General features: G+C 60.8%; 23 protein-coding genes. 9 read left to right on the forward strand and 14 right to left on the reverse strand.

The annotated features are described in order from the left end of the window. Nucleotides 1-17: 17 nt before the first annotated feature. Both IVA88_RS25375 and IVA88_RS25380 read right to left on the reverse strand, forming a co-directional pair. Nucleotides 18-527, reverse strand: coding sequence for a TRAP transporter small permease (locus IVA88_RS25375; protein WP_247499886.1), 510 nt, complete (start codon nt 525-527; stop codon nt 18-20). A gap of 76 nt (nt 528-603) precedes the next feature. Beyond that, nucleotides 604-1620: a TRAP transporter substrate-binding protein gene (locus IVA88_RS25380; RefSeq protein WP_247499887.1), complete on the reverse strand. Its 1017-nt coding sequence runs from the start codon at nt 1618-1620 to the stop codon at nt 604-606. Nucleotides 1621-1848: 228 nt separating this feature from the next. Between IVA88_RS25380 and IVA88_RS25385 the strand changes: the two genes are divergently transcribed. After that, entirely contained in the window at nt 1849-2508 is a 660-nt protein-coding gene (locus IVA88_RS25385) for an FCD domain-containing protein (RefSeq protein WP_247499888.1), read from the forward strand. A gap of 58 nt (nt 2509-2566) precedes the next feature. Beyond that, nucleotides 2567-3466 (forward strand): SMP-30/gluconolactonase/LRE family protein, encoded by a 900-nt coding sequence (locus IVA88_RS25390; protein ID WP_247499889.1) that lies wholly within the window; start codon nt 2567-2569, stop codon nt 3464-3466. A 791-nt stretch (nt 3467-4257) separates the two neighbouring features. Here IVA88_RS25390 and IVA88_RS25395 read toward each other — a convergent pair. The 3 genes from IVA88_RS25395 to IVA88_RS25405 are packed head-to-tail and all read right to left on the reverse strand — an operon-like array spanning nt 4258 to nt 8122. After that, nucleotides 4258-5604 (reverse strand): hypothetical protein, encoded by a 1347-nt coding sequence (locus IVA88_RS25395; protein ID WP_247499890.1) that lies wholly within the window; start codon nt 5602-5604, stop codon nt 4258-4260. Further along, nucleotides 5601-6752: an ATP-binding domain-containing protein gene (locus IVA88_RS25400; protein ID WP_247499891.1), complete on the reverse strand. Its 1152-nt coding sequence runs from the start codon at nt 6750-6752 to the stop codon at nt 5601-5603. Before IVA88_RS25400 ends, IVA88_RS25395 begins: the two co-directional genes overlap by 4 nt. Next, a complete protein-coding gene (locus IVA88_RS25405; RefSeq protein ID WP_247499892.1) occupies nt 6752-8122 on the reverse strand; it encodes a protein kinase in 1371 nt (456 codons plus the stop codon). The genes IVA88_RS25400 and IVA88_RS25405 overlap by 1 nt, the downstream gene beginning before the upstream one ends. A 491-nt stretch (nt 8123-8613) precedes the next feature. Here IVA88_RS25405 and IVA88_RS25410 point away from each other — a divergent pair, with 491 nt between their 5' ends. From IVA88_RS25410 to IVA88_RS25425, 4 genes are all read left to right on the forward strand, one after another. Next, nucleotides 8614-9570, forward strand: a complete 957-nt coding sequence (locus IVA88_RS25410) for an NrtA/SsuA/CpmA family ABC transporter substrate-binding protein (protein ID WP_247499893.1) — start codon at nt 8614-8616, stop codon at nt 9568-9570. A 163-nt stretch (nt 9571-9733) separates the two neighbouring features. Further along, nucleotides 9734-10609 carry an ABC transporter permease gene (locus IVA88_RS25415; protein ID WP_247499894.1) on the forward strand — a complete coding sequence of 292 codons (876 nt, stop codon included), beginning with the start codon at nt 9734-9736 and terminating at the stop codon, nt 10607-10609. Then, nucleotides 10602-11420: an ABC transporter ATP-binding protein gene (locus IVA88_RS25420; RefSeq protein WP_247499895.1), complete on the forward strand. Its 819-nt coding sequence runs from the start codon at nt 10602-10604 to the stop codon at nt 11418-11420. Before IVA88_RS25415 ends, IVA88_RS25420 begins: the two co-directional genes overlap by 8 nt. 3 nt (nt 11421-11423) lie before the next feature. Continuing rightward, a complete protein-coding gene (locus tag IVA88_RS25425; protein WP_247499896.1) occupies nt 11424-12302 on the forward strand; it encodes an alpha/beta hydrolase in 879 nt (292 codons plus the stop codon). 27 nt (nt 12303-12329) lie between these two features. Here the strand turns inward: IVA88_RS25425 and IVA88_RS25430 are convergent, their stop codons facing one another. Genes IVA88_RS25430 through IVA88_RS25450 form a run of 5 tightly spaced genes read right to left on the reverse strand, consistent with a single transcriptional unit; the run spans nt 12330 to nt 17645 of the window. After that, nucleotides 12330-13340: a nitronate monooxygenase family protein gene (locus tag IVA88_RS25430; RefSeq protein WP_247499897.1), complete on the reverse strand. Its 1011-nt coding sequence runs from the start codon at nt 13338-13340 to the stop codon at nt 12330-12332. Nucleotides 13341-13361: 21 nt separating this feature from the next. Continuing rightward, complete coding sequence (locus IVA88_RS25435) at nt 13362-14549, reverse strand: acetyl-CoA C-acyltransferase (protein WP_247499898.1); 1188 nt, start codon at nt 14547-14549, stop codon at nt 13362-13364. Between the two features lie 13 nt (nt 14550-14562). Next, nucleotides 14563-15693, reverse strand: coding sequence for an acyl-CoA dehydrogenase family protein (locus tag IVA88_RS25440; RefSeq protein ID WP_247499899.1), 1131 nt, complete (start codon nt 15691-15693; stop codon nt 14563-14565). A 22-nt stretch (nt 15694-15715) separates the two neighbouring features. Continuing rightward, nucleotides 15716-16897 (reverse strand): acyl-CoA dehydrogenase family protein, encoded by a 1182-nt coding sequence (locus IVA88_RS25445; RefSeq protein WP_247499900.1) that lies wholly within the window; start codon nt 16895-16897, stop codon nt 15716-15718. A 10-nt stretch (nt 16898-16907) separates the two neighbouring features. Next, nucleotides 16908-17645 (reverse strand): SDR family oxidoreductase, encoded by a 738-nt coding sequence (locus IVA88_RS25450; RefSeq protein WP_247499901.1) that lies wholly within the window; start codon nt 17643-17645, stop codon nt 16908-16910. Nucleotides 17646-18168: 523 nt separating this feature from the next. Between IVA88_RS25450 and IVA88_RS25455 the strand changes: the two genes are divergently transcribed. Beyond that, nucleotides 18169-18888, forward strand: coding sequence for an SDR family NAD(P)-dependent oxidoreductase (locus tag IVA88_RS25455; protein WP_247499902.1), 720 nt, complete (start codon nt 18169-18171; stop codon nt 18886-18888). 1 nt (nt 18889) lies between these two features. After that, nucleotides 18890-19567, forward strand: a complete 678-nt coding sequence (locus tag IVA88_RS25460; RefSeq protein WP_247499903.1) for a glutathione S-transferase family protein — start codon at nt 18890-18892, stop codon at nt 19565-19567. Nucleotides 19568-19605: 38 nt separating this feature from the next. Here IVA88_RS25460 and IVA88_RS25465 read toward each other — a convergent pair whose 3' ends face one another. Beyond that, nucleotides 19606-20805, reverse strand: coding sequence for a CaiB/BaiF CoA-transferase family protein (locus IVA88_RS25465; protein ID WP_247499904.1), 1200 nt, complete (start codon nt 20803-20805; stop codon nt 19606-19608). A gap of 97 nt (nt 20806-20902) precedes the next feature. Then, nucleotides 20903-21535: a 2-hydroxychromene-2-carboxylate isomerase gene (locus IVA88_RS25470; RefSeq protein ID WP_247499905.1), complete on the reverse strand. Its 633-nt coding sequence runs from the start codon at nt 21533-21535 to the stop codon at nt 20903-20905. A 237-nt stretch (nt 21536-21772) separates the two neighbouring features. Here IVA88_RS25470 and IVA88_RS25475 point away from each other — a divergent pair, with 237 nt between their 5' ends. Beyond that, entirely contained in the window at nt 21773-22285 is a 513-nt protein-coding gene (locus IVA88_RS25475) for a helix-turn-helix domain-containing protein (RefSeq protein WP_247499906.1), read from the forward strand. Between the two features lie 33 nt (nt 22286-22318). On the opposite strand, the gene IVA88_RS25480 is transcribed toward IVA88_RS25475, so the two are convergent. Together IVA88_RS25480 and IVA88_RS25485 are read right to left on the reverse strand one after the other, a co-directional pair. After that, entirely contained in the window at nt 22319-24121 is a 1803-nt protein-coding gene (locus IVA88_RS25480; RefSeq protein WP_247499907.1) for an AMP-binding protein, read from the reverse strand. A gap of 55 nt (nt 24122-24176) precedes the next feature. Then, complete coding sequence (locus IVA88_RS25485) at nt 24177-25376, reverse strand: ABC transporter substrate-binding protein (RefSeq protein WP_247499908.1); 1200 nt, start codon at nt 25374-25376, stop codon at nt 24177-24179. Between the last annotated feature and the right edge of the window lie 459 nt (nt 25377-25835).

The following is a 25835-nucleotide window of genomic DNA, read 5'->3' on the forward strand; positions in this document are numbered from 1 at the left end:
CATACGGGGAGACGACATCAGTGCTCCTCCGATTCCCTGACGGCCACCATGTCGGCTTCGCTCGCCTGTCCGGAGATGACGCGGAACAGGTCGTAGAGAAGGATCACTCCGGCCGAAACGCCGAAGATCACGCCCACGCCATAGAAGATGCCAAGCGACAGGCCGGTCGCCGGCGCGCGGTCGTCGATATTGATGATGGTCTGACGCCAGCTTCCCGAGAGCAGAAGCCAGTCGGCGAACAGCATCAGGCAGTAATTGACGATGAAGCAGACGCGCTTGCCGACGGCCGGCAGCATCCGCACGATGGTATCGACGCCGAGATGGGCGTGCTCGCGCATCGCCACGATCGCACCGAGAAAGGTCAGCCAGACCAGAAACCAGCGCGACAGCTCCTCCGAGATCGCGATGCCGGAGTTGAAGCCGTAGCGCAGCACCACGTTGCCGAACACCAGCACCACCATCACCGCGAGAAATGCGGCAATGATGCCCTTCAGCAGGGTGCAATAGAGGTCGAGAATCCGTGCCATGCGGGCCGTCCGGGCAAAGTCAGGTTCAGAGCCGGCCGACCGGCCGGCTCCGCCGCTTGCATGCTGACGAGGTCGACTATTTCACGTCCTTGCGGATCCGGTCGAGCTCGTCGTTGAACAGCTTGACCGCGTCCGGCTTGAGATTGGCCGCAATCTTGTCGACGACCGGCTGCGCCGTCTTGCGCATGCGATCGAGCTCTTCCGGCGCGACGGTGTTGTACTGCATGCCCTTGGCCTGCAATTCCGACAGCGCCTTTTCGGTCTGAATCCGCGTCTGGTCCTTCTGATAGCCTCGGCTTTCCTCATACGCCTCGCGCATCAGGCGCTGCTCGGTCGGGGAGAGCTTGTCCCAGAACGCCTTGCTCACCAGGATGATGTTCAGGGTGAAGGTGTGGTTGGTGGCGGAGACGTATTTCTGCACTTCGTAGAACTTGTTGGAGAGAATGACCGTGAACGGGTTCTCCTCGCCGTCGACGGTGCGGGTCTCGAGCGCCGAATAGAGTTCGCCGAAAGCCATCGGAACGGGATTGGCCTTGAAGGACCCGAAGGTCTCGAGGTAGACCGGGTTCGGAATGACGCGAAGCTTGAGGCCGTTGAAATCCTCGACCTTGGTGATCGGCCGCGTGCTGTTGGTGACGTTGCGGAAGCCAAGGCCCCAATATCCGAGACCGATCAGCCCCTTCGACGGCAGCGTATCGAGCATTGACGTGCCGAACTTTCCGGTCCCGAGAGCGTCGGCCTGCTCGACGGTCTTCACGATGAACGGGAAGTCGATGAGGCCGAACTCCGGCACGACCGTCGCGAGCGACGTGGTCGAGGCCGACAGCATTTCCTGCGTGCCGCCGCGCAGCGCCGATTGCTGCTGCAGCTCGTTGCCGAGCTGCGAGGCCGCGAACTCGCGGATCTTCATCTTGCCCCCGCTCTTCGCCAGCAGGATCTCGGCAAATTTCTGCACCCCCGCGCTGACGGGGTGATCGGTGTTGTTCAGATGTCCCCACCTGATCGTCCGCTCCTGAATCTCCTGAGCGGATGCGCCGACCGTCAGCGCCACGCAAATCGCCGTCGCAGACAGCGCCCGGACCAACAAGCTCATTTTGACCTCCCTGTTCGATCGGGGCACGACGGCGGCTTGAGCCATTCTTTTCTGCACCCTCAGGTCGATCAACAAACATAAGTATATTTGGCGGTCAAATGATAAATCGATGTTCATCTGACGTTTTTGAATATCTCCGTCGTTAGGCGTCTGCTATATTGCTGGTAACATTGATGGTTCGGCCGCCCGCCACGGGGCGCCGCGCGCATATTTGCGGGATCGGAGAGCATGACGTCACTCGAGGGGCGCCCTTTGTCGGCGGGCGACAGCGGATATCAGCGGATACGATCCGACATCATTTTCGGCGTGCTGACGCCGTCCGGGCGTCTGAAGCTCGACGCCATGAAGGAGGACTACGGCGTCAGCATCTCCACGCTGCGCGAGATCCTCAACCGGCTGACGTCCGAGGGTTTTGTGGTTGCCGAGGGCCAGCGCGGCTTCGAGGTGGCGCCGATCTCGATCCAGAACCTGCGTGAGCTCGCTGGTCTGCGTATCCTGCTGGAGCATCATGCGATGGCCGAGTCGTTCCGCGCCGGCGACGTCGAGTGGGAAGGCCGGGTGGTGTCGGCGCATCACAAGCTGGCGGCGACCGAACGCACCGTGCTCAAGGAGGGCGACGATCCCGAGCTGCGCAAACGCTACGACGGCGAATTCCACCAGGCGCTGATCTCGAGTTGCGGTTCGCGCGAGCTGATGCAGACCCACGCGGTCGTGTTCGACAAATATTTCCGCTATGCGCTGCGCTACCGCGGCGCGGAGACGATCAATCAGCACAAGGCGCTGCTGGAATGCGCCCTCAAGCGCGACATCAAGAGCGCGAAAACCGTGCTCACCGAGCACATCAACGGCTGCGTCGCGCACGCCCTCGCCTCCTGGAACGAGGGCTGATCGCCCGCGGCCTGATGTCTTTTGGAGACAGCGCTCGTGGCTGGGATCGGATTTTGAGATGGCTCCCCACATGATCGGCGCGCATCGGGTCGAGACCGCGGTCGCTGCCGGCGATATCCTCGGCGAGACGCCGTTGTGGTGCGACCGCTCCCGCAAGCTGTGGTGGGTCGACATCGACCGTCGGCTGCATCAATCGTTCGATCCGGCGAGCGGCGCTCATGAGGTCTTTCCGTACGCGTGCAACTTCCTCGGCAGTCAGGCCTTGACGGCGGATGGCTCCCACCTGCTCGCGCAGGATCTGGGCCTTTATCGCCGCTCGGCCAGTGACGATCCTCCAAGCCAGCTTTGCGAGGTCGATCGCGGCCCCGACAACCGCCTGAACGACGGGCGCGTCGACGCGCGGGGCCGGCTATGGATCGGCACCATGGACAACCAGCTGCATCGGCCGAACGGAGCACTGTATCGTGTGGACCCGGACGGCCGGACAACGCACATGTTCGGCGATGTCATCGTGACCAACGGAATCGCGTTCTCGCCCGACAATCGCACGCACTATTTCACGGATACGAGGCGATACCGCACCTGGCAGTTCGACTTCGATCTCGATGACGGCGCGATCCGCAACAGACGGCTGTTCGCGGACTACAGCGCCTCCGGGGACAGACCTGACGGCGCGTGCGTCGACGTCGCCGGCGGACTGTGGACCGCATTCTTCTCCGGCGGCCGGGTGGTGCGCTATCGACCGGACGGCCGGATCGACACCGTCATTGCGCTGCCGGCGACCAATCCGACCTGCGTGTGCTTCGGAGGCACCGATCTGAAGACGCTGTTCGTGACGACGGCGCGCAAGTTTCTTGATCGTCAGCAATTGAGCCGAGAACCCCAGGCGGGTCATGTTCTGGCCATTGACGGGATCGCACAGGGGCTTCCGGAGCACCGCTTCGGCAGATCATCCTGAACGCTTGCCGTCGATTCATTCCCGGTGACGCGGCGATCTCGCCTTTCAAACAGCGGACATGAGCTCTCGTTCTCGCGACCGCTTTCGCCCGAGCTTTGCCTGGTCGCTTCGCCCTCTTTTCCAAGAGGGTGCAGGGAAGGCCGGGTGCCGGCTGGCACCCGCGGTCCGCTGCGCGAATGGAGCGCAAAGGAGACCGCACAGCAGCATACAGGTGTAGCCAATCACTCGGCCTTCCCTGCGCAGTGGTTGGACGGCTTATGCCGTGCTCTCCCGGGAGCCGAGTTCCTTCTGGCCTCCCTCGCCCCGGCGAAAGTCGCCGACACCGCGCCGGTTGACGCAAATGCCGCATTCGCCAAGGCTTGACCGTAGCAACGACGGCCAGGACCACACGGTTTTGCCGTACGCACGGCCCGCCATTTCACCACCGGTTTCGACGACTTTGTGCACGTTGCCGTCGACCTGGTGACGAGACGAACCTGACAGCATCGCTCGTCGGCACGAAGCCTTGGGCTCACGGAGAGCAATCCGCCCTGCCCACGCCTCTCGCGCCCAACGCTGCCGCGTCCACCGCAAGCCCGGCTCGCGAACAAGACGACACGAGATCGCCCCTCTTGGTTGAGCCGGGATGGCCGACACATACGACAAAACCGAATTTCGGTAAAGTGGAATATCTTTGTGGGGAGGGGTTGACTGGTGTTTTGCCCGACGGGCAATCCAGCGCCCTAGAAACTCTAACTGCCAAACGGTCCCAATAGGCAGAAGACCTGTTTACGCGGAGAGCCGCAGCATGATCATTTCCTGTTCGGCCGCTTAGACTTATAGAGATCACCTTGGCGCTCTCCTCCATCCCGATCTAACATCATTCGCCGAGCGCGACTCGCTAGATAAGACAGCTCGTCCAACGTTCGCAGCAAAGCCTCGCGCTGTTCTGCGCTGCCAACCGAATCGTCACCTTGATTCGAAAGCATTCGAGTAACAACGTTGGGCAGGATCTCTACTTCGATAGAATTTCGTGCATACGCTCCCAGTTGACCCATGTCCGCGTTACCGCCTCCGATAAATCGCAGTTCGGTCGAGGCAATATCTGCTCGTGGCACGTCGAAAGGATCATCCTCTCGCAACAGATCGCGAACGATCCGCCTGCCGACGGAATTAGCATACGCGAGTACATTGCTTTCCTCGAACAGTGAAGCGCAAATTCCAAACCACGTTGCTGCACCATCCAACCAGCCGCCAAACTCTCGTGCGGATCGAATAAGTTCAAATGAGCCATTACCAGCGATCGCCAACATCAGACCTGCCAAAAATTGTGATCGGAAGTCAGTTTCGCCACGACGTTTGAGATCAGCAAGTGCTGCATTAAAGCGATTAATTCGCTCCTCCCTAGAGGCAGCAAGCATCTTCTCCAAATCGAGCTCGGGGCCCGCAATCTCGGAAAGCGAGCGAAGCATTTCCGGCCGAATTGCTCCTGCCTCAACCGCATCCCTGATGAACGACGCAATTGGACCGCCGTACTCCTGAAGAGACCGCCGCGGGAGAATCCTTGTTGTCGCGATATTGACCAGCCGCCATGCAATGCTAGTGCCCTCGACACTCCTACCGGTCGCCGCATCGCTCTGACTCGCGCGTGTCATCATCCATTCCTGCAGAACCCATTGGAATGCTGCCTCGCTGTAACCTGCAAGAACGCTTTGACCAAGCACCACGGACAGCGAAGACTGCAGCAGCGGAAGCACGTTACTTGGCCTCTCTGCTTGTCGCGCGGCCGCCATCCAAACGTCCGCGATACTTGCTCCAGCGACCATTCTCGCGATCTGCATCTGATTGCCACGTTCGCGATCTGCATTTTCCAGAATTTCAATCAGCTCGAGTGGCATTACCCTGAAGTACGCCGTGAACGGACGAACGGTCGTGCTGTAGGTAGAAACAAATGCGAAGAATTCTTGGAGGTCGCGCTCCGCGACGCAAACAATCGGGCGTGCATTAGATTTAAGATCCGGCCACGCCAAGGTTACCTCGTTAGGCTTCCGTCCGTGAGCACCTGCATCGCGCGGTAGCGTAGGATCTCCTGCGACAGCTTGAGCCATCCAGTTGACAAAATTCTCCCGACTTAAGCGGCGCGCCGTAATAGCGATCATAGGAAAAGGTCCTTTAGATTTGGCTCTCCCGGCTTCGTGATTTCGCAGGCATTAAGTCCCTTTTCAAAGTAGCCCGCCAAATCCTCCTCATGATACACTACCAGGGTGGTCTTGGCTCTCGTCACTGCCGTGTAAGTCAAGTTTCGCTGTGTAGCGAATTTTTTCAGCTTATCGGCCGCCATCAGGTGAACGGCTCTAAATTCGAGACCCTTTGCACCTTGTACCGTGGTCACAACCACCGGTCGACCGGAGATAATAGCGGTATACGCACCAGCACGCTGGACCTGTACTTCTGCCTCGATTTCGCTTGCAGAGATCTGCTCCGCTACGGCCTTTAGGTCCTCCCCTCGTGGGCACAGCACGCCGATCATCTCTCCTGGATAGGCCTGCAGCTGCGTCTTTATCCGCTTCACGGCTTCTACCACCTGAGTCTCAATTTTAAGCTGTCCAAGCACTTCGACTGTCGAGGGGTATGCGGCCTCGTCGTAGTTCGAGGTCGCCTCCATGCTGCTAGAGTGGTCTATAACGTTCTTAATCCCGTCCGCCACCCTGCAAATCTTAATGCCGTTGCGATAGTGGTGATGAAGCGTTGCGGTCTCTGAACCAAGCTCCGCCAACTTCTCTAACGCTCCGGTTTTCTTAGTGATGCGCTGGTTGTTGTCACCGACGGCAAAAACTCGCTCGCCGAACGAGCGAATTATGCTGACTTCGTCGGCGGAATAATCTTGCGCCTCATCGAGAAGGATCACGTCGTAGACGTCTTCTGCCTTTTGTATAGCGGCGATTTCACCGAGTCTCGCAAACATCTGGTCGCGGATCTTGTCGAAATCATCGTCTTCATCGATTGAAACCCCGTTGGCGCCCAAAATCTCGTAAGCCCAACGCATAAATGTCTGCACTTTGTCAGCTGAAAACGGATAATGCGCCGTGCCTGACGCAATGAATTCTTTAAGTACACGCCCAAAGGCTAGCACCTTGATGTTCGTTGTGCCTTTCTTGTGAAGATAACTTGCGCGCAAGAGCAGAAGGTTCGTTTTACCGCAACCTGGCGGGCCCACCACAAGGTGATCAACATCATCGCTAAGCGAAATCACCTTCTTCTGCTCGTCGTCAAGCTGACTAAGATCCTTCCACCAAGAAGACTCCATCAAACAACTCCCAAGCCTTCAAGGTTTAGCGGGCCTTCCCCGCCCTGCTGCACTTGATCCAAGCACAAAAAAAGCGCAGCCCCGATCCGGTCGCCGATCGCATTCGAACTATACGGACCCTTGAATACCTCGACCAAATTATCGGAATCGATCAACGTCCCGGAACTCGAAGAAGAAGCTGCGAGCATCACCGCGATAGCCTGCGCATCAACGTCGATCACATCAACCGCAATCTTTAACTGTATCTCTCTTGAAAGCTGAAGGCTTTCAGACGGTTTAAGGCGGATCGAGAGCATTGGAGAATTCCGACCGAGCCTTGTAACTTCGACAGGGGGAATCATCGAGGCGTTGGCCTGCCTAATTCTTCGGACTTCGATCTTCAATCCATCAATAACAGTATCAAGAAGTTCACCGGCAGCAGCAGCATCTTGCGCTGGCACTGCCGTCTCAGCCGTCGCAAGAAGAATTCGTTGACCAACACGTTTGCGAGCTTCTTCGGCCGCTGGCATCGTTTGTGGCGGCCGAAATGAATCCCACCTCACGAGGTCGAGCCGTTTGGCCGGATCCTTAACCAACGACATGCGACAGGCATCAACAAGATACGATGGCGCAGTTTCGCTCGCGACGTTGGGGAGTTCGTGCTGAACGGCGTTCACCAGAGCCGCATATGGGTTGATGAACTCTTCAAATATTGGCCGCCGCATAATCAAATCATGCAGTACCGCGCCAACCTGATAGATCGCTAGCGCGCGCCAGCCGTCAACGTCATTCGCTTCATCTCGCAGCAGAAACTCCGGCGAGCTGTACTGCAAAGTTCCGACGAACAGACGTTGACCATCAACGTCGGTGACGCCGGCTTCTCCGATCGGCTTTAAGACCCCGAAATCTAGCAGTACCAGTCTACTCAGGTTTTCAAGGAGAACTATATTGGCGGGCTTGATGTCTCGATGAGCTAGATTCAAAGACTCTAAAAACTCGCACGCCGAAACAAGCTGTTCTATCAGGCTCGGAATGTTAGCATCCGGCACCTGCGTTAAGCACTTACTGAGGCTGGGACCAGCCAAAAATTCCATAACGATAAAATGGTTCTTACTTTCCTTGTCCACCCCGCCACCAAGAAGGCGAACCAAATTCGGATGCTCCTTTCCGAGAAGCGTCAACTCGCGTTTGATGCGACCGAGTTGGGTTTCATCTCCATACCGTTGAATGATCTCATCATCGAATATCTTCAGAGCGACCAAGCCGTCCTTCCCAGCTGCTCGAAAGACTGCTGCCGACTTTCCGTGGTCGATTAAAGATTCGATAGTCCAAGATTCTATTGTCTTCCCTCGAAATCGATCTTCCCATTCTCTTGCTTTGGCAGAATCCACGCCCCCGACCTCCAGTGAACACCAACGCATTGCTCTAGCAAAATAGAAACATGGTATCTCCACTACCTTAGGTCAATAAGGCGGTTGCGCAAGCTTTGTTGCAGCGGCTCCCAGCGAACATCCAGTTCGCTAATTAACCGGTGCACTTGCAGCGAGAACAAGGACTCAATATTGCAAAGCTGCGAGCTCGGATTAGCAAGAATGCAGCGTAAGCGCATTCGCGTTGTCCTCATGATACCGTCGCCGACCGTGCGCGCTCGGTCACAATCTACCAACGCGGGAAAGATTAGCCCGGCATTCCATTCTCCTGCTCTAGCTCACCTGCGCTACCCGTCCACGGGACCATAGCGGGCGCAACGGCCGATCTCCCGGGGTTCGGAGCCCCGCCTCATCATAAAAACCGTTTATCTTTCCAATCTGAACTATAAATTTTGCAAAATAGTGCAGTGCACCTAGACTGGCCTTGCCGGACTGCCGCAGCAAGGACACCCATGTACTCCACATCTCGCCGAGGCCTCCTGCGCCTCGCGGCTTCCGCGGTCGCGCTGTCCAGCACCAGCCTGAACGCCATGGCCGCCGACCGCACCATCAAGGTCGGAACGCTGAAGCTGATCCACGGCATCACGCCTTATTTCTACGAGAAATTCGTGCCCGCCGGCCTCACGATCGAGGTGGTGCCGTTCGAAAGCCCGACCGACGGCAAGAACGCCGTTGTCACCGGCACCGTCGATTTCGGCATCTACGGCCTGGCTGCCGCCACTCTGGGCGGCGCCAACGGCGAGCCGGTTGTGGTCGTCGCCGCCGCCTGCAATCGCGGCATGGCCGTGGTGTCCGGCATCAACTCCGACATCAACGGGATCAAGGATCTCAGGGGCAAGCGGGTCGCGATCTGGCCCGGCTCGACCCAGGAGGTCGTGATCCTCGACCGCCTCACCGCCGAAGGCATGACCATCAACGACGTCACCGCCGTGCGCGTGCCGTTCTCCGACATGGCGCCGGCGCTCGAGCGCGGCGATATCGACGCCTATGTCGGAGCCGAACCCGCCGCCGGCATCAGTCTTGCCAAGGGGATCGGCAAGATCGTCGAATATCCCTATTCGACGCCGACCGGCTCGCTCAACATGGTGCTGACGACCCGCCGCGAACTGACGCAAAAGGAGCCGGACTTCATCAAGACGTTCCTCAAGGTGCACCGCGCCGCAAGCGAATTTGCCATGAGCGACCAGAACGCGTTCACGGACATGGCGATGAAGAAGCTCGGCCAGTTGCGGCCATCGATCGAGAAAGCCGCGCCGAACGTCGAACTGACCTGGAATATCGACGACACCTTCATGAAGCAGGCGAACTATTACGGCACCCAGATGCTGGCGAAGAAGCAAATCCGTCAATTGCCTGACTACGCCAGCTTCATCGACGCCAGCTTCGTGAAAGCGATCGCGGCCTCCTGAGAGGCTGGCGAAACATGCAGCCGATGACATGGCGCTTCCGCAAGGGCTCGTCATGTGGCGTTGCGCCAACCGTCCACGCCTGCGGCGGAACGGCCGGCGCGTTCAAATCCGTTCGACACATCTGGGACACATGAGCGTATTCCGGTCAGGCTCTGAGGACAGCATGAGCAGAGACACCTCGGTCGCGGCGCCCACAACAGGCGCGGCGACCGGCAGCATTGCAACAGTCGCAGCCGGGACTTCGGTGCAGCTCTGGCGGCGACGCCTGCAAGCCGTCGCACTCGCCGCGATCGTGCCACTGTGCCTGTTGGCTCTCTGGCACGTGATGGTGCGCTGGAGCGGCACGCGCTTGATCCCGACGCCCTACGGCGTCGCCGTCATGATGTGGGATTTCGCCTTTGGCGGCATCTATGACGACGCCTATAGCGGTTCGCTGCCGATCCATTTCTGGAAATCGGTGCAGCGGGTCTATGGCGGATTCTTTCTCGCCGCTGCGACCGGCATTCCGCTCGGCCTGATGCTCGGGCGCATTCCGCTGTTGCGCGCCATGCTCGATCCGATGCTGTCGCTGCTGCGTCCGGTGCCGGTCACGGCATGGCTGCCGCTGTCCATGATCTTTTTCGGACTGGGGCCGAAATCGGCGATCTTCCTGGTGTTTCTCGGCGCGTTCTTTCCGATCATGTTGAACACCGTGTTCGGCGTCAAATCGGTGGATGCCCGCCTGTTCGAAGCCGCCGAAATGCTCGGCTGTTCCGGCTCGCAAATGTTTCGCGCCGTGGTCCTGCCGGCTGCCCTGCCCAGCATCTTCAACGGCCTGCGGCTCGGCGCCGGCTTTGCCTGGATCCTGATCGTGGTCGGCGAAATGACCGGCGTGCCGGAAGGCCTCGGCGCCGTCATCATGGACGGCCGCACGCTTTCGCGCACCGACCTGATCATCACAGGCATGATCATCATCGGCATCACCGGCTATCTCTCCGACCGGATCCTGGTCGTCATCTCCAAACATTTCCTCCGGTGGAGCCCGCAGCACAATGCTTGATACGCCCGGTCAAAAAACAGCGGCGGTCCCCATATTGCGCGTCTCCGGCCTGCACAAGGAATTCGCCGCCCTCAATGGCACGGTCGAGGCGCTGCGCGATGTCGAGATCACCATCAACAAAGGGGAATTCATCTGCTTGCTGGGCGCATCCGGCTGCGGAAAATCGACCCTGCTGCGGATCATCGCCGGCTTTGAAAAAGCCACGCGCGGTTCGGTCACGGTCTACGGCACCGAGGTCACCGGACCCGGTGCCGACCGCGGCATGGTGTTCCAGGACTATGCGTTGTTTCCCTGGCTCACGGTGCTCGACAATATCAGCTTCGGCCCGCGCCAGCGCGGCGTACCGAAACCGACAATCGTCAAGGAGACCAAACGGTTTCTCGACATGGTCGGCCTGACTGCTTTCGCCGACCGCTTTCCGCATCAATTGTCCGGGGGCATGAAGCAGCGGGTCGCGATCGCCCGCGTGCTCGCCAACGACACCGACATCTTGCTGATGGACGAACCGTTCGGCGCGCTCGATGCGCTGACCCGCAGCAAGCTGCAGGAAGAATTGATCGAGATCTGGAAGGCCACCAAGCTGACGGTGATCTTCGTCACCCATTCGGTCGAGGAAGCGGTGGTGCTGGCCGACCGGATCGTCGTCATGACTGCCGGTCCCGGCCGCATCGACTGCCAGATGAACATCGACCTGCCGCGCCCGCGCGACGTTTCCTCGCCGGAATTCAACGCGCTCCGCCGCGATGTGACGCGCCGCCTGACCAGCCACATCGGCAGCGCCGGGCCTGTGACCGCGACGGCGGATTCCTGAGCAATGACCGATACCGCCAAGCGCGCGCCGCGCGCCACGCCGATCTATCTGGACATGGACCGCGCCGCGCTCGACGCCGCCTACAACAACAGCGCCGCCGTCACCGACAGCAGCGAGTGGCTGGCCGAGTGGCGCGCGCGCAGCGCTACTTCGCGTGCCATACGCGGCGCCCAACTCGACGTGCCCTATGGCGACGGCCAGCGTGCCCGCCTCGACTATTTCCCTTGCGGCGAGATCGATGCGCCGCTGTTCGTGTTCATTCACGGCGGCTATTGGCAGCGCAACGCCAAGGAAATATTTTCCTTCATCTCGGAAGGCCCCCGCGCCCATGGCATCGACGTCGCCGTGCTCGGCTATACGCTGGCGCCCGCGGCAAGGCTGTCCGGCATCGTCGAAGAGGTCCGCGAAGCCATCGCCCTCCTGGGTGCTCAGGCTGGTCGGTTTGGCTACGATCCGAACCGGATCTATGTCGGCGGCTGGTCCGCCGGCGGCCATCTGGCTGCCGTCGCCAGCGGCTGGCCGAACGTGCGTGGTGCGCTGGTGATCAGCGGCATTTTCGATCTCGAGCCGATCGCGCTGACCTACATCAACGACCCGCTTCAACTCGATCGGCACGAGATCGAAAGGTTCAGCCCGCTGCGCCTGTTGCGCCAAGGCGCCTCGCCGCAATGCCTGAGCGTCGGCGGCAACGAACTGAGCGAATTGCAGCGGCAGTCGCGCGCCTATGCGGAGGCGGCCGACAAACTCGGCCTGCCCGTCACGTTACGAATTCTTCCCGGCCACCACCATTTCTCGATCCTCGACGAGCTTGGAAAGGCCGACGGCGAACTGACCCTCGCCCTGTCGCGGCTCATTCGCGACGCGGAATTCTTCGGCCGTTGAATCCGGGCCGGTGCGGCTGTGGCCAGCTCAAGCAACGGCGCGCGCGGTCGTAGTCGCGACGGCGCCGTCAAGGAAGCCCGTCAGCCGCTGCCGGATGATCTGCTCGGCCTCATTCATGATGCGATCGATCAGTTCCTTCACCGTCGGGATGTCCTTGATCAGCCCAACCACCATGCCGCAGCTCCAAGCGCCGGCGTCCATCTCGCCATCGACCATCACCCTCGGATAGACACCCGCCACCTGCTCGTGGATGTCCTCGATCTTGAGGCTCGCGCCCTTCTCGCGCTCGACTTCGAGCAACTGAGTGACGCCCTTGTTCTTCAGCACGCGCTCGGTGTTGCGCAGCGCGCGCATCACCAGCACCGTGTCGAGCTCGGTGGCCTCGACCAGGGCCCGCTTCACGTTGGCGTGGACCGGCGCTTCCTTGGTCGCGACGAAGCGGGTCCCCATGTTCATGCCGGCGGCGCCCATCGACAACGCGGCAACGAGGCTGCGCGCATCCGCCATGCCGCCCGAGGCCACGAACGGGATCTTGAGCTCATCCGCCGCGCGCGGCAGCAGGATCATGTTCGGGATATCGTCCTCACCGGGATGGCCGCCGCATTCGAAGCCGTCGACGCTGACGGCGTCGCAGCCGATTCTCTCGGCCTTGAGCGAATGCCGCACCGAGGTGCATTTGTGGATCACCTTGATGCCCGCCGCCTTCAGCGCAGGCATGTACGCTTCCGGGCTGCGGCCGGCGGTCTCCACCGCCTTGACGCCGCCTTCCTTGATGGCGGCGATGTATTCCGGATAGGGCGGCGAAGTGAAGCTCGGCAGGAACGTCAGGTTCACACCGATCGGCTTGTCGGTCATGTCGCGGCAGCGCACGATTTCCTTTGCCAGCAACTCCGGCGTCCTCTGCGTGAGGCCGGTGATGATGCCGAGACCGCCGGCGTTCGACACCGCAGCTGCCAGCTCGGCGAAGCCGACATAGTGCATGCCGCCCTGGATGATCGGATGCTGGATCCCGAACAGTTCAGTAATCGCTGTCTTCACGTGTGCTTCTCCGCTTTCCGATCAGTTGACGATTTCAAACAGGCCGGCCGCGCCCATGCCGCCGCCGATGCACATGGTCACCACGCCGTACTTCGCCTTGCGCCGCCGCCCCTCGATCAGGATGTGCCCCGCAAGCCGCGCGCCGGTCATGCCATAGGGATGGCCGATCGCAATCGAGCCGCCGTTGACGTTGAGCTTGTCCGGATCGATGCCGAGCTTGTCGCGGCAGTAGATCACCTGGACGGCATAGGCTTCGTTCAGCTCCCAGAGATCGATGTCGTCGATCTTCAGACCGTGCCGCTTCAGCAGGCGCGGGATCGCAGCCACCGGGCCGATACCCATTTCGTCCGGCTCGACACCGGCCGCGACGAAGCCGCGGAAGATGCCGAGCGGCTTCAGGCCCTTCTTCGCGGCGATCCTGTCGCTCATGATCACGCAGGCCGATGCGCCGTCGGAAAGCTGGCTTGCATTGCCCGCCGTGATGGTCTTGCCTTCGAACACCGGCTTGATCTTCGCAAGGCCCTCCGCCGTGGTCTCGGGGCGCGGCCCTTCGTCCTTCGACAAGGTCACCTGCTGATAGGTGACTTCCTTGGTGTCCTTGTTGACGACGGCCATCCTGGTCGTGATCGGGACGATCTCGTCATTGAAGCGGCCGGCCTGCACCGCGGCACCGATACGGCGCTGGCATTCGAGACTGTATTCGTCCTGCCGGTCGCGGCCGATCTTGTAACGCTCGGCGACAATCTCGGCCGTGTCGAGCATCGACATGTACATGCCCGGCTTCATCGCCATCAACTCGTCGTCGACGGCGTGGAATCTGTTCATGTGCTCGTTCTGCACCAGGCTGATCGACTCGATACCGCCTCCGATCGCGATCTCGACCCCGTCCAGCATGATCGAGCGTGCCGCGACCGCTATCGCCTGCAAGCCGGACGCGCACTGCCGATCGATCGTGGTCCCGGCAACGGTGACCGGCAGGCCGGCGCGGATCGCGCCCTTGCGTGCGACGTTCATCACCATGGTGCCTTGTTGCATCGCGCAACCCATCACCACGTCCTCGACCTCGCCGGGCTCGATGCCCGCGCGCCTGACCGCTTCGGCCATCACATGGCCGGCCATGGTCGGACCTTCGGTGTTGTTCAGCGCACCGCGATAGGCCTTACCGACGCCGGTACGCGCGGTGGAAACGATAACTGCCTCTGTCGTCATATTGGCCTCTTTGTCACGCGGCCGCATCGAGCTGCACATAGCGCAGCAGATGGTGGGCGGGATCGCCGAACTGGATGTTGATGGAAGAGATTCGCTTGAAGTAATGGCCGACATTCAATTCGTCGGTCATGCCCATGCCGCCATGGAGTTGCACCGCCTGATCGGCGATGAATTTTCCGGCATAGCCGATCTTCGACTTGGCGCCGGAAGCGAGGCGCGAGATACCGGCCTCGCTAGCGCCGAGGCTCAGATTGAGATGCTGCATCAGCGAGAGCGCCTCCTGATGGGCGATGAACATGTCGACCATCCGGTGTTGCAGCACCTGGAAGCTGCCGATCGTGACGCCGAACTGCTTTCGGGTCTTGGAGAATTCCAGCGTCGCGGAGTTCAATTCGGCCATCGCTCCGACTGCTTCGGCGCAGAGCGCGCCGATGGCCCGGTCGCGGCAGGTTTCCAGCAGCGCGACGCCCTCGCCTTCGCTGCCGAGCAACTCGCCGCGCACTTCCCGAAACGTAACCTCCGCGGCGCGGCGGCCGTCGATGGTCTTGAAGCTCCGCAGATCGAGATTGGCCGCCCGGGCATCGACGACGAACAGGCTGATGCCGCTGCGATCATCGCGCTTGCCGGCGGTACGCGCGGAGACGATGAGAGAGTCCGCCCAGGGCGCCGCGATGACGGCGGTCTTCTCACCACTGAGGATGTAGTCCTTGCCATCGGCCCGCGCCGTGGTCGCGACATCAGCAAGGTCGAAGCGCGAGCCTCTTTCGGTCCAGGCCAGCGCCCAGATCTTCTGTCCGGCCACGATATCGGGAATGAAGGCCTGCTTCTGCTCGTCCGTCCCTGCATGCTCGATCAGGCTCCCAGCCAGCACGACGGTCTCCATGAACGGCTCCACGACGAGATGACGGCCGAACTCCTGGGCGATGATCATGGTCGATAGCGGACCGCCACCGAGTCCGCCGCTCTCCTCCGAGAACGGCGCGGCCAGCAGGCCGAGCTCGGCAAAGGCCGCCCACTGCTTGCGGCTCCAGCCCTCTTCACTGGAAACACTCTTGCGCCGCGCCTCGAAACTGTACTGGTCGCGGAGCATGCGCTGTACGCTGGAGCGCAACAATTCCTGCTCTTCCGTGAACTGGATATCCATCCGATCCTCTTGTGCGCTGTTGCTAGAGACCGAGCACCGCTTTGGCGATGATGTTGCGCTGGATCTCGTTCGATCCGCCGTAGATGCTGAGCTTGCGCGAATTCAGGTACTTTTCCGACGCGGTGTGGCCGTAGTCGGGGCCCGGCATGAAGCGGTTTGCGCTCAACGGCTGCTCGCGAAGTGCAAGTCCGTCATTGCCGATTGCGCGATGTGTCAGTTCGGTGATTCCCTGGAATATCTCGGTGCCGCGAATCTTGAACAGCGAGGCCGCAGGACCCGGATCGATGCCGCGGGCCATCTGGGCAATGACGCGCAACTCGGTGGCCTCGAGCGCAAGCACGTCGAGCTCGATCCGGCCGATCTCCTTGCTGAAATCGAGACGCGCCGGATCGTCCGCTGCGATCTCCGCCTTAACGATCTTCTTCAACCGGTCGAGATAGCGCGTCGACCGGCCGATCCCGGCCATGCTGGTGCGCTCATTGCCCAGCAGAAATTTGGCGTAGGTCCAGCCCTTGTTCTCCTCGCCGATCAGGTTCTCGACGGGGACGCGGACGTCCTCGAGGAAGACATCGTTGACCTCGTGCGATCCGTCGATCGTGACGATCGGACGCACGGTGACGCCGGGCGATTTCATGTCTATCAGGAGGAACGAGATGCCGGCCTGAGGCTTGGCGCCCGGATCCGTACGCACCAGGCAGAAGATCCAATCGGCGTGCTGCGCCAACGTCGTCCAGGTCTTGTGGCCGTTGACGATGTAGTGGTCGCCGTCGCGCACCGCCTTGGTCCGAACGGTCGCCAGGTCCGACCCTGAGCCCGGCTCGGAATAGCCCTGGCACCACCAATCGTCACCCGAGAGGATCCGCGGCAAGAACTTCTGTTTTTGCGCGTCGTTGCCGAACGTGTAGATGACGGGACCAACCATGGTGACGCTGAACGCCAGCGGCGGCAGCGTCCCGGCCCGGCTTGTTTCCTGCTCGAAGATGAAACGCCGGGTGATCGACCAGCCGGGGCCGCCATATTCCTTGGGCCAGAGCGGCGCGACCCAGCCCTTCCTGTAGAGGATGCGGTGCCAGAGCAACGATTGCTCTTTCGTCAGGTCGGTCTCCGGATTGGGGACGCGCATTTCCTGCGGATAGTTTTCGGCGATGAAGGCGCGCACCTCATCACGGAAGGCCGCGTCTTCGGGAGACAGTGCGAGCTCCATCGGGCGTTTCCTACCACTTCTCACCGAAGGGGCGGATTTCCAGCTCGAAGGTCCAGGCGCTCCTCGGCTGCTGATAGAGCTGCCAATAGGACGTCGCGACCGAGGCCGGCGGCATGAGCAAATCCGGATCGTCGAGCGCATTGGGGCCGAGCGCCTCCAGGCGTCGCTGCCTGACCCATTCGGTATCGACACCGGAATCGATAACGAGGTGGGCGACGTGGATATTCTTCGGGCCGAGCTCGCGTGCCATCGCCTGCGCCACCGCGCGCAGCCCGAATTTGGCGCTGGCAAAGGCTGCATAGCCGCTGCCGCCGCGCAAAGACGCGGTCGCGCCGGTGAAGAAAATGTTGCCCTGGCCGCGCGGCAGCATCAGCCTGGCTGCCTCGCGCCCGGCGAGGAAGCCGGAGTAGCAGGCCATTTCCCAGACCTTGCGGAACACGCGCTCGGTCGTGTCGAGGATCGGGAAGTTGACGTTTGCACCGATGTTGAAAATGCAGACCTCCAGAGGCGCGTGCTTGTCTGCGTCATTCAGGAAGGAGATGATCTCGTCCTCCTTGCGCGCATCGAGCGAACGTGCCTGGATCTCGCCGCCGGCGGCCTCGATCTCCTTGACCAGCGGCGCGAGCTTGTCGCCGTTGCGGCGGCCAGCGAAGACGGTAAAGCCTTCAGACGCAAACTTCTTGGCAATCTCTCCGCCGATGAAATCGCCCGCGCCGATCACGGCGACGGTTGCATTTCTCGTTTTCAAGGGTCTTCTCCCGGTTATGTTAGGCCCGCTATGCGCGAAGCTGTTCTGTCGCCCTGGAACGTGGAGCGCAATTTTCGCGATCGATGACGGGGCGCTCGTCCGCTCTCACCCCGCCCATACGCTGCCCGAGGTTACCACGGTCGGAGTCGCAGTCCTCAACGGGCGTGGTTCGCCCCAAGGCTCTGGAAGACTGACGGCGGGTCGATTGATCGATATGGCTCGGCAACCCGGCAGCAGTCTCGTCTCGACCGAGCGCTTGGGACAGCTTCGCCACGACCAACCGCCTCCCGCCTGAAGAACATCGACGCTTTTCATCATTGCGCCTGCGACGAAACATGCGTTCTTTTTTAGAACTCGTCAATCGGTATTTTGCTGGGACGACCGGATCAGAAAGTGGCAGGCTCGCTGCCATACTCGCGGACTTGCGAAAACTCCATTTACAACGCGGCTAGCAGCCGATAACGATAAGTATCAAATAAGAACTTGCGAGGAGGCGAGCGTGGGAGAAAGTCGGGGAGTCGCGATGTTGGTCGGCGCGGGTGATGCCATCGGCGCAGCCGTTGCGCGCCGGTTTGCCAGCGGCGGCTACACAGTTTGCATCTGCAGACGCGATGCGGCCAAATCCCAGGCGCTTGTCGATGAGCTCAGGGCGAAAGGCCACGGCATCCACGCCTTCAGCGTCGACGCCCGCCAGGAAGCGGAGGTCCAGAAGCTCTTCGCGGATGTCGAACGCCAGATCGGACCGATCGAGATATGCCTGTTCAATGCCGGATCGAACGTCAACAAGCCTCTGTTGGAGACCACCGACAAGCTCTTCTTCAAGGCCTGGGAGCTGGCCTGCTACGCCGGATTCCTGGTCGGGCGCGAAGCCGCGCGCGTCATGCTGACGCGCGGGCGCGGCACCATCTTTTTTACCGGTGCAACCGCAAGCATCCGCGGCGGCAAGGGCTTTGCCGCGTTCTCATCGGCAAAATTCGGTCTTCGCGCGCTGGCCCAGGCCATGGCGCGCGAGCTCGGGCCCAAGAACATTCATGTCGTCCATCTGATCATCGATGCCGGCGTCGATAGCGAAGCCATTCATCAGCGTATGAAAGCGGCGAAGGGGATCGATGCAAGCGAGATCCCGCCCGACAGCCTGACCAAGACCTCCTCGATTGCCGAAGCGTATTGGTTTGCCCATCAGCAAAGCCGCGACGGCTGGACCCACGAACTCGATCTTCGCCCCGCCGCAGAGAAATGGTGACATGACCGACGATCCAGACCTCACCCTGTGGGGAGTCGGGACAAGCCGCACCGTTCGACCACACTGGGCGATGCACGAGCTGGCCTTGACCTACAAGATCAAACCGATCGGCCCGCGGACGGGTGAGACCAAGACCGCCGAATATACCAGGCTCAATCCGCGCCAGAAGATTCCGCTGCTGCAGGATGGTGACTTCCGCATCGGCGAAAGTGCCGCGATCATCGCATATTTGTCGCGCATGTATTCCACGCCGGAGCGTGCGTTGATTCCGGAATCGACCCGCGACTATGCAGCGTGGCTGGAATGGTGCTTCTTTATCGTCACCGAGCTCGACTCCACCAGCCTGTATGTAATGCGTCGTCACAGCGCCGATGCTCTCGGCCCGATTTACGGGGTTGCGCCGGAGGTCGTCGCTCAAGCCGCGGAATATTTTCGGGCGCAATTGCGCCATGTGGAGGTCGCGCTGGCGGACGGCCGACAATTCCTCATGGGGGACTGCTTCAGCAGCGCCGATATTCTGCTGACGACGTGCCTGGACTGGGCGGTCGCATACGGGGTCGGCATCTGCGACAACGCACAGCCCTATCTCGCGCGTATGCGAAGTCGGGACGCCTACCAGCGCGCGGCTGCGGCGAATGTTCCGCTAGCGCCAATTGTACCGACGCCTGCCAACGCTTGAGAGCCGGTGGCGAGAGCCGGTGGCGCGAGCGCTTCGGCCTACACGGCCACGCGCAATGTGCGCGCGGCGACCATGCTGTCTATCGCGTCATCGTCGTAACCCAGCTCGCGCAGCACCTCGCGCGAGTGCTCGCCGACGCGAGGGGCCGGGCCGCCGATCGCAGACTGGTTGACCTCGAAGCGGGCTGCGGGCTTCGGCTGCCGCACCTGGCCGACCTTCGGCTGATCGAATTCCGCGATGATCCCGCGCGCCACCACCTGTTCATTGTGAATGATTTCGCCGCGCCGCAGGATTGGCGCACAGGGGACGTCCGCAGCGTCCAGCCGCTCCAGCCATTCGGCGGTCGTGTGCTGGCCGATATACTCCGCCATCTTGTTGATGCGTGCCGTGGCATTGACCGAACGCGCCGACGGGGTCGCGAACCGGGGATCATTGGCAAGCTCGGGATCGCCGGATGCCCGGCAAAATCCCTGCCATTCGGAATCGGAGATAGTGCCGGCCGTGATGTAGCCGTCGCTGGTCTTGAACACGAGGTCCGGCCGGTCGTTGGGATCGGCGGCGCCGGCCTCGGCTCCGACCACCGTGTATTGCATCATGCCTTCCGGCCAGAGATAGGAAATCATGGCATCCAGCATCGCGACCTGGATATGATCTCCGTGCCCGGTCTTCTCACGCGCATAGAGAGCCGCAGCCACGGCCTGGGCCGTAAACACGGCAGTCGTCTTGTCACACACGATCGTGCGGATCATCTGCGGGCGATTGGTGACCGGCTGCGACTGGATGTCGGCGAAACCCGACAAGCCCTGAATGATCGGATCGTAAACGCGCTTCTTGACATACGGTCCGGTCTCGCCGACGCCGCTGATCGAGACGTAGATCAGGCGCGGATGCCGCCTGCGCAGTTCTTCGACACCGAGACCGAGGCGCTCCATGGTGCCGGGCCGGAAGTTCTGCACCAGGACATCGGCCTGCGCGACCAGCTTGGCCAGCACCTCGTGACCGTCCGTGCTCTTGACGTCGATCGAGAGCGAACGCTTGCCGCGGTTTGACGAGATGAACAGCGCGGAGAATTCGCCATCCTTGTCGATTGTGGCACGGCTGCGACGGGTGATATCGCCGCCGATCGGCTCGATCTTGAGCACGTCGGCGCCCTGATCCGCCAGAAACATGGTCGCAAACGGGCCAGACACCACGCCGGTCAGATCGAGGACGCGAACGCCGTTAAGCGGACCAGCCATTGCACTCTCCCTGGAACTTCTTCTGGCAACGGGCCGCGGACAGAAGTACATCTGCGCGCATGCCCTCTTCGCGACACTCCCGGACCGCAATTCCGGATCAAGCGGTTTTTGGAACGGGCTGCCGGGTCTGTTCGACGATCGATTCCTCGACGTCCCTGAGTTGATCCTTGCCGAAGAACATCTCCTTGCCGACGAAGAAGGTCGGTGAACCGAAGGCGCCGCGGCTGACAGCATCATTAGTCAGGTCGATGAGCTTCTTCTTGACGTCATCCTGCTGTGCGCGCGCGACCAGCCTGTCGATGTCGATTCCCGAGGAGGCAAATGCGCTCCGGAACACTTCGGGATCGTCCATCTTCTTGGGGTCTTCCCACATGTGATGATAGGCCGCGCGGAAATAGGGTTCGAACACGCCTTCGAACTGGGCTGCCACGGCGCCACGCATCAGCATCAGCGTGTTGACCGGAAAGAAGGAATTCTGGCGAAATTTCGTGATGTTGTGGCGCCGGATAAACCGCTGGGTCTCGAGCGCCTGGTATTCCGGTTTGTTCTTGATCCCGCGCAGCGAGTCGAACGGCGACATGTTGCCCGTCGCCTTGTAGATTCCGCCAAGCAGGACCGGGACATACTCGACTTTCACGCCGGTCCGGCGCTCGATCCCGGGAATGGCGACTTCCGCGAGATAAGCGTTCGGGCTGCCGAAATCGAACTGGAATTCAACCTTGGGGGTCATGACCGCTTCTCCGGGAGAGCGCATTGGATGGTCAGGGACCGATGATCCAATCGCATGCTTTGGCTGGGTGTATTCTTACAGTTCTAAAATTGAACTGTCAAATTGCGCCGGTTTTGTGCTGATTTGGCCTACTCGACCGGGTATTGTTTGGAATTCAGTACCTATCTAGAATGCAAGGGAATGCGGCGGCCTCGGTACGATTCGAGACGACCATGCCGGGATGATTGGAGAGTATGGATGAAATGGAAGGAACTTGAGGAAGAGCCGTGTTCAATGGCTCGAACCATTGGCGTGATCGGCGACCGTTGGACCCTTCTGATCCTGCGCGAATGTTTTCTGCGCACGCGACGCTTCGAAGGCTTTCAGTCGGCGCTCGGAATTACACGCCATCTGCTCGCCGAGCGGCTGAAGAAGCTGGTCCGGCAGGGCATCCTGCGCCGCATTCCATACCAGGACGCGCCCAAGCGTCACGAATATATCCTGACCCAGAAGGGACTCGATCTTTATCCGATCATGATGGCGCTCGTGCATTGGGGCGATACTCACATGGTCGACGAGCGCGGCCGGCCGCTGCTGCACGAGCACCGCAAGTGCGGAAAGAACTTCGACCCGGTCATGGTGTGCTCCGAATGCGGCGAGCCGCTCCTGGCCAGGGAGGTTCATACCCATCCGGGCCCGGGTGCCCGAAGCCCGCTGGCGATCAAGGCGCCCGACAAGCCAAAGGCAAAGGTGCGCCGCAGCGCCGCTTGAGCCGGCCATGATTACTACCAACTGAACGCGTCGTCAGACCCGAACCACGGCGGCGTCGGGCTCGTTCAGGTAGAGACGTTCCGCTTGTTCGGCCCGGTGTTTGAGCACGGCACGTTGATTGACGTAGGCCTTGTCCGTGATTTCTCCTGCGGCCAGTGAGGGCGGATCCCTCAGCAGGGTAAACGAGCAGATTTTTTCGCTGCTTCCCACAGCCTCATTGTATTCCCGCAAACGATGTCTCAGGAATTCGATGACCTGGGAGTCGCAGGTCAAATCCGAGGCCGGCGCGTTCGCAATCCGCGCCGCCTCGGTCGGATTGAGCCAGCACAGCAGCGCGCAGGCTTCGCGGTTTTCTCCGGCAACGACGATGTCCAGCAAGACGCCGCGTGTTGCAGCCAGAATGGCGGCGCGCATATTGCCGATCGCAACCCAGGTGCCGTTCGCGAGCTTGAAGTTCTCGGAAATTCTGCCGGTGAAACGAAGGCCGAGCTCCGGCTTCTCGGGATCGAGAAACGACACGGTATCGCCGATGCGGTAGAAACCCTCCTCGTCGAAGGCCTTCTCCGTCAAATCGGCCCTTCCGAGGTAACCCGGGGTAACGTTGGGGCCCTTGACCCTCGCCTCGTACGTATCGGAAACAGGGATCAGCTTCAGCTGTACGCCCGGCGCGGGCAGACCGATCTCCCCCGGCCGATCCGTTGCCCAGTGGGTCGTACTGATCGTCGGCGCCGTTTCGGTCGTCCCATAGCCCGACATCACCGGAATTCGCCGGCCGGTGATCGATGATGTCAACCGGTAGAGCTTCTCGAGCGTGCCCTGCGAGATTGCGGCTCCAGCATAGCTCAATCTATCCATCCGCTCGAAGATGCGAGCGCCAGCGGAGGCGTCATTCTCGATGGCGTCACACAACAGATTATAACCGGCAGGAACGTTGAACATGGCCGTCGGCGAAATCTCTTTGAGGTTCGCGACCGACTTATGGAAGAGCTGAGGCAGCGGCCGGCCGTCATCGATATAGAGCGTTCCGCCGTTCTTGAGGATGCCGTGAAGAATGACGTTGCTGCCCATCGTATGGTGCCAGGGCAGCCACTCCACCTGGATCGGCGCATCCGGAGGCGACACGAGCAGACTTCCCATTTGCAGGGAGCTCGCCATCATGCGGTGCGTGTTCAGCACGCCCTTCGGTAGACCGGTCGAACCGGACGTGAAGAGAACTTTCGCAACGGCGTCGCAGGGGACCGCACCCGAAGCCTGCGCGAATCCTTCGCACTCCGTTCGATCCGTCAGGACACGGAAAGGCGTCGTGTCCGGCGCACCATCGACGCTGATCCAGACAGCGTCTGCCAACTCGGGAATGGAGCGAGCCGCGGAAAAGTCGCGTCCACTCTGAACGAAAACGAAATTGGGCCGCAGCACCCGCGCGATGTCCTTGAGGCGCGCAAGACCGCCGGGCATCAGTGTATAGTTCGGCGATATGGGCGCCAGAATGACCCCGATCGACATCGCCGCAAAGGAGATCACCGCGTTCTCGATGGAGTTGCCAGAAAGCACGGCCAGCCTGTCAGCCGGCTTTGCACCCATATCGATCAGGCTCTGGCCGACCGCCTGGACCTGCGACCATGTCTCGCTATAGGTGATCTCGTCCCAACCCCCTTTGGCATTGCGTTGCGCGAGGAATATTCTATCCGGGGCCGCACTTGCCCAGCGCGGGAGAAAGTCGGTGACGCGCCAGTCGCATGGCCCCAATTCAAGCGGCGACCTCAATATGAGCGTACCGTCCGTCCGGCGTTCGACAGAGAGCTCTCTTGGCGCAAACGTCAGTGGCTTCGTCGACATCGAAAACGGTCTCCTGAATGATCGCGTGTGGATCGAGCGAGCGCGTTACGCCAGGTCACTCGGACCTGGCGTCCAGGACTTCTCCGAAGGCTTGCCACGTCGTGCCGCTCCAGCGCTGCAGCCGCATCTGGGTCCAGATCATGTTCTCGGTCTCGCTGGTATTGACCTTGATTCCAGGCAGTGCAGTCGGAACGACGACGTTTTTCAGGTTCTTTGCCTGCGCGAGAATATTCTTCCGCGACAGATCATCACCGCATTGCTTGAGGATCTGCTCGAGCAGCACGCCTTGCTGATAGCCGGTCAGATAGCTGCCGTTGGTGATATCGGCACCCGTCAGATACTTGTCGAAAAACGCCCGGTAGGCCTGCATGCCCGGGTCGTCTTTCCATGTCTCGTCGAGGATATCCTTGTTGGTTGTCCCGACCATCACACCGATGGATTTGTCGAGGCCAGCGGGCGCAAGCGTGCCTCCGACCGAGGCGGAGGGGAAATTGATGATCACGGTGGCCTTCCAGCCGATCACCGAGGCTTGCCTGATGGCTTGGGCTGCGAATTTCGGCGTCCCGGCGATCACCAGGGCTTCCGCACCCGAACTCCTCAGATTGGTAATCTGCGAATCGATCGTCGGTTCGGTGACCTCGTAGGACGCGCTGACGACCTTCCGGTCGAAATCCTTGCCGAGAAACGCCTTGAAGGCACCGACGTAATCTTTGCCGAGATCGTCGTTCTGATAGAGGATGGCATATTTGGCGTTCGGCAAGGTCTTCGTTAGGTATTTGGCGTAGATTTTTCCTTCGGTGTCATAGCTGACAAGTCCCGTGGTCGTCAGCGGGTGGTTGGCGACGTCGGTGAACTTGGACGAGCCGCTGACAATCGCGACACTCGGGACCCCCTTGGCCTTCAGGTATTTTGCAGTGGCCGAGATGCCGGGTGTGCCGAGCTGGCCGAACATGAATGACACCTCGTCGCTTTCAACGAGCTTGCGGACGTGCTCCACTGCCTTTGGAGGACTATATCCGTCGTCATAGGCGATGTAGTTGATCTTGCGTCCGTTGATGCCGCCGCGATCGTTCAAGGCCTGAATGTAGGCCATGAGTCCCTTGCCAACGAGGCCGATCGATGACGCCGGTCCGCTGAAGGGAAACACCCCGCCGATCTTGATCTCGGTGGCAGAGATTCCCGGCTCCTCGGCACCGAATGCGGAGCCGCTCAAGAACAGAGTCAGGGCCGCAACGATCTTCCATCTCACCAACATTGCTCGTCCTCCCAAACGTGCACCCTTTGCGGGTACGTGGCTTTGTTTTGCTGCGCCGGCGGCTGCTCGGCGCGCGTCGTCGCGAAGACGCATCGCGCTGAACGGGTCCAGCCGTAATCCGACACTTAGCGGCCGTTGCGCCCGGCCATCTTATCCCTGCAGCCTACAGTTCTTTTTTTGAACTCGTCAAGCGATTAGATGGTCCTGTGCCAGACAGGGAGCGGCTGGCCTGCTCTGGCGCGGCAAGTCACGGAATCTAGATCCTGCGCACGAGAAAGATCTCAAAGGCATTCTCGCGCGGGGCCGTTGGAGCCCCTGCGCGCAAGGAAGAGACGCTTTAGTTAATTCTATTTTTGAACTCTTAATTGCTCAAACGCAAGCGGGTGAGCGACGCATCGCCGCACTCAAGCAGACGTTTGCCACAAGTCAGTGAGAGGATCCTGGACGCCGTGGCTCAAG

This window comes from Bradyrhizobium sp. 149 (genome assembly GCF_023073915.1).
Lineage (GTDB): Bacteria > Pseudomonadota > Alphaproteobacteria > Rhizobiales > Xanthobacteraceae > Bradyrhizobium.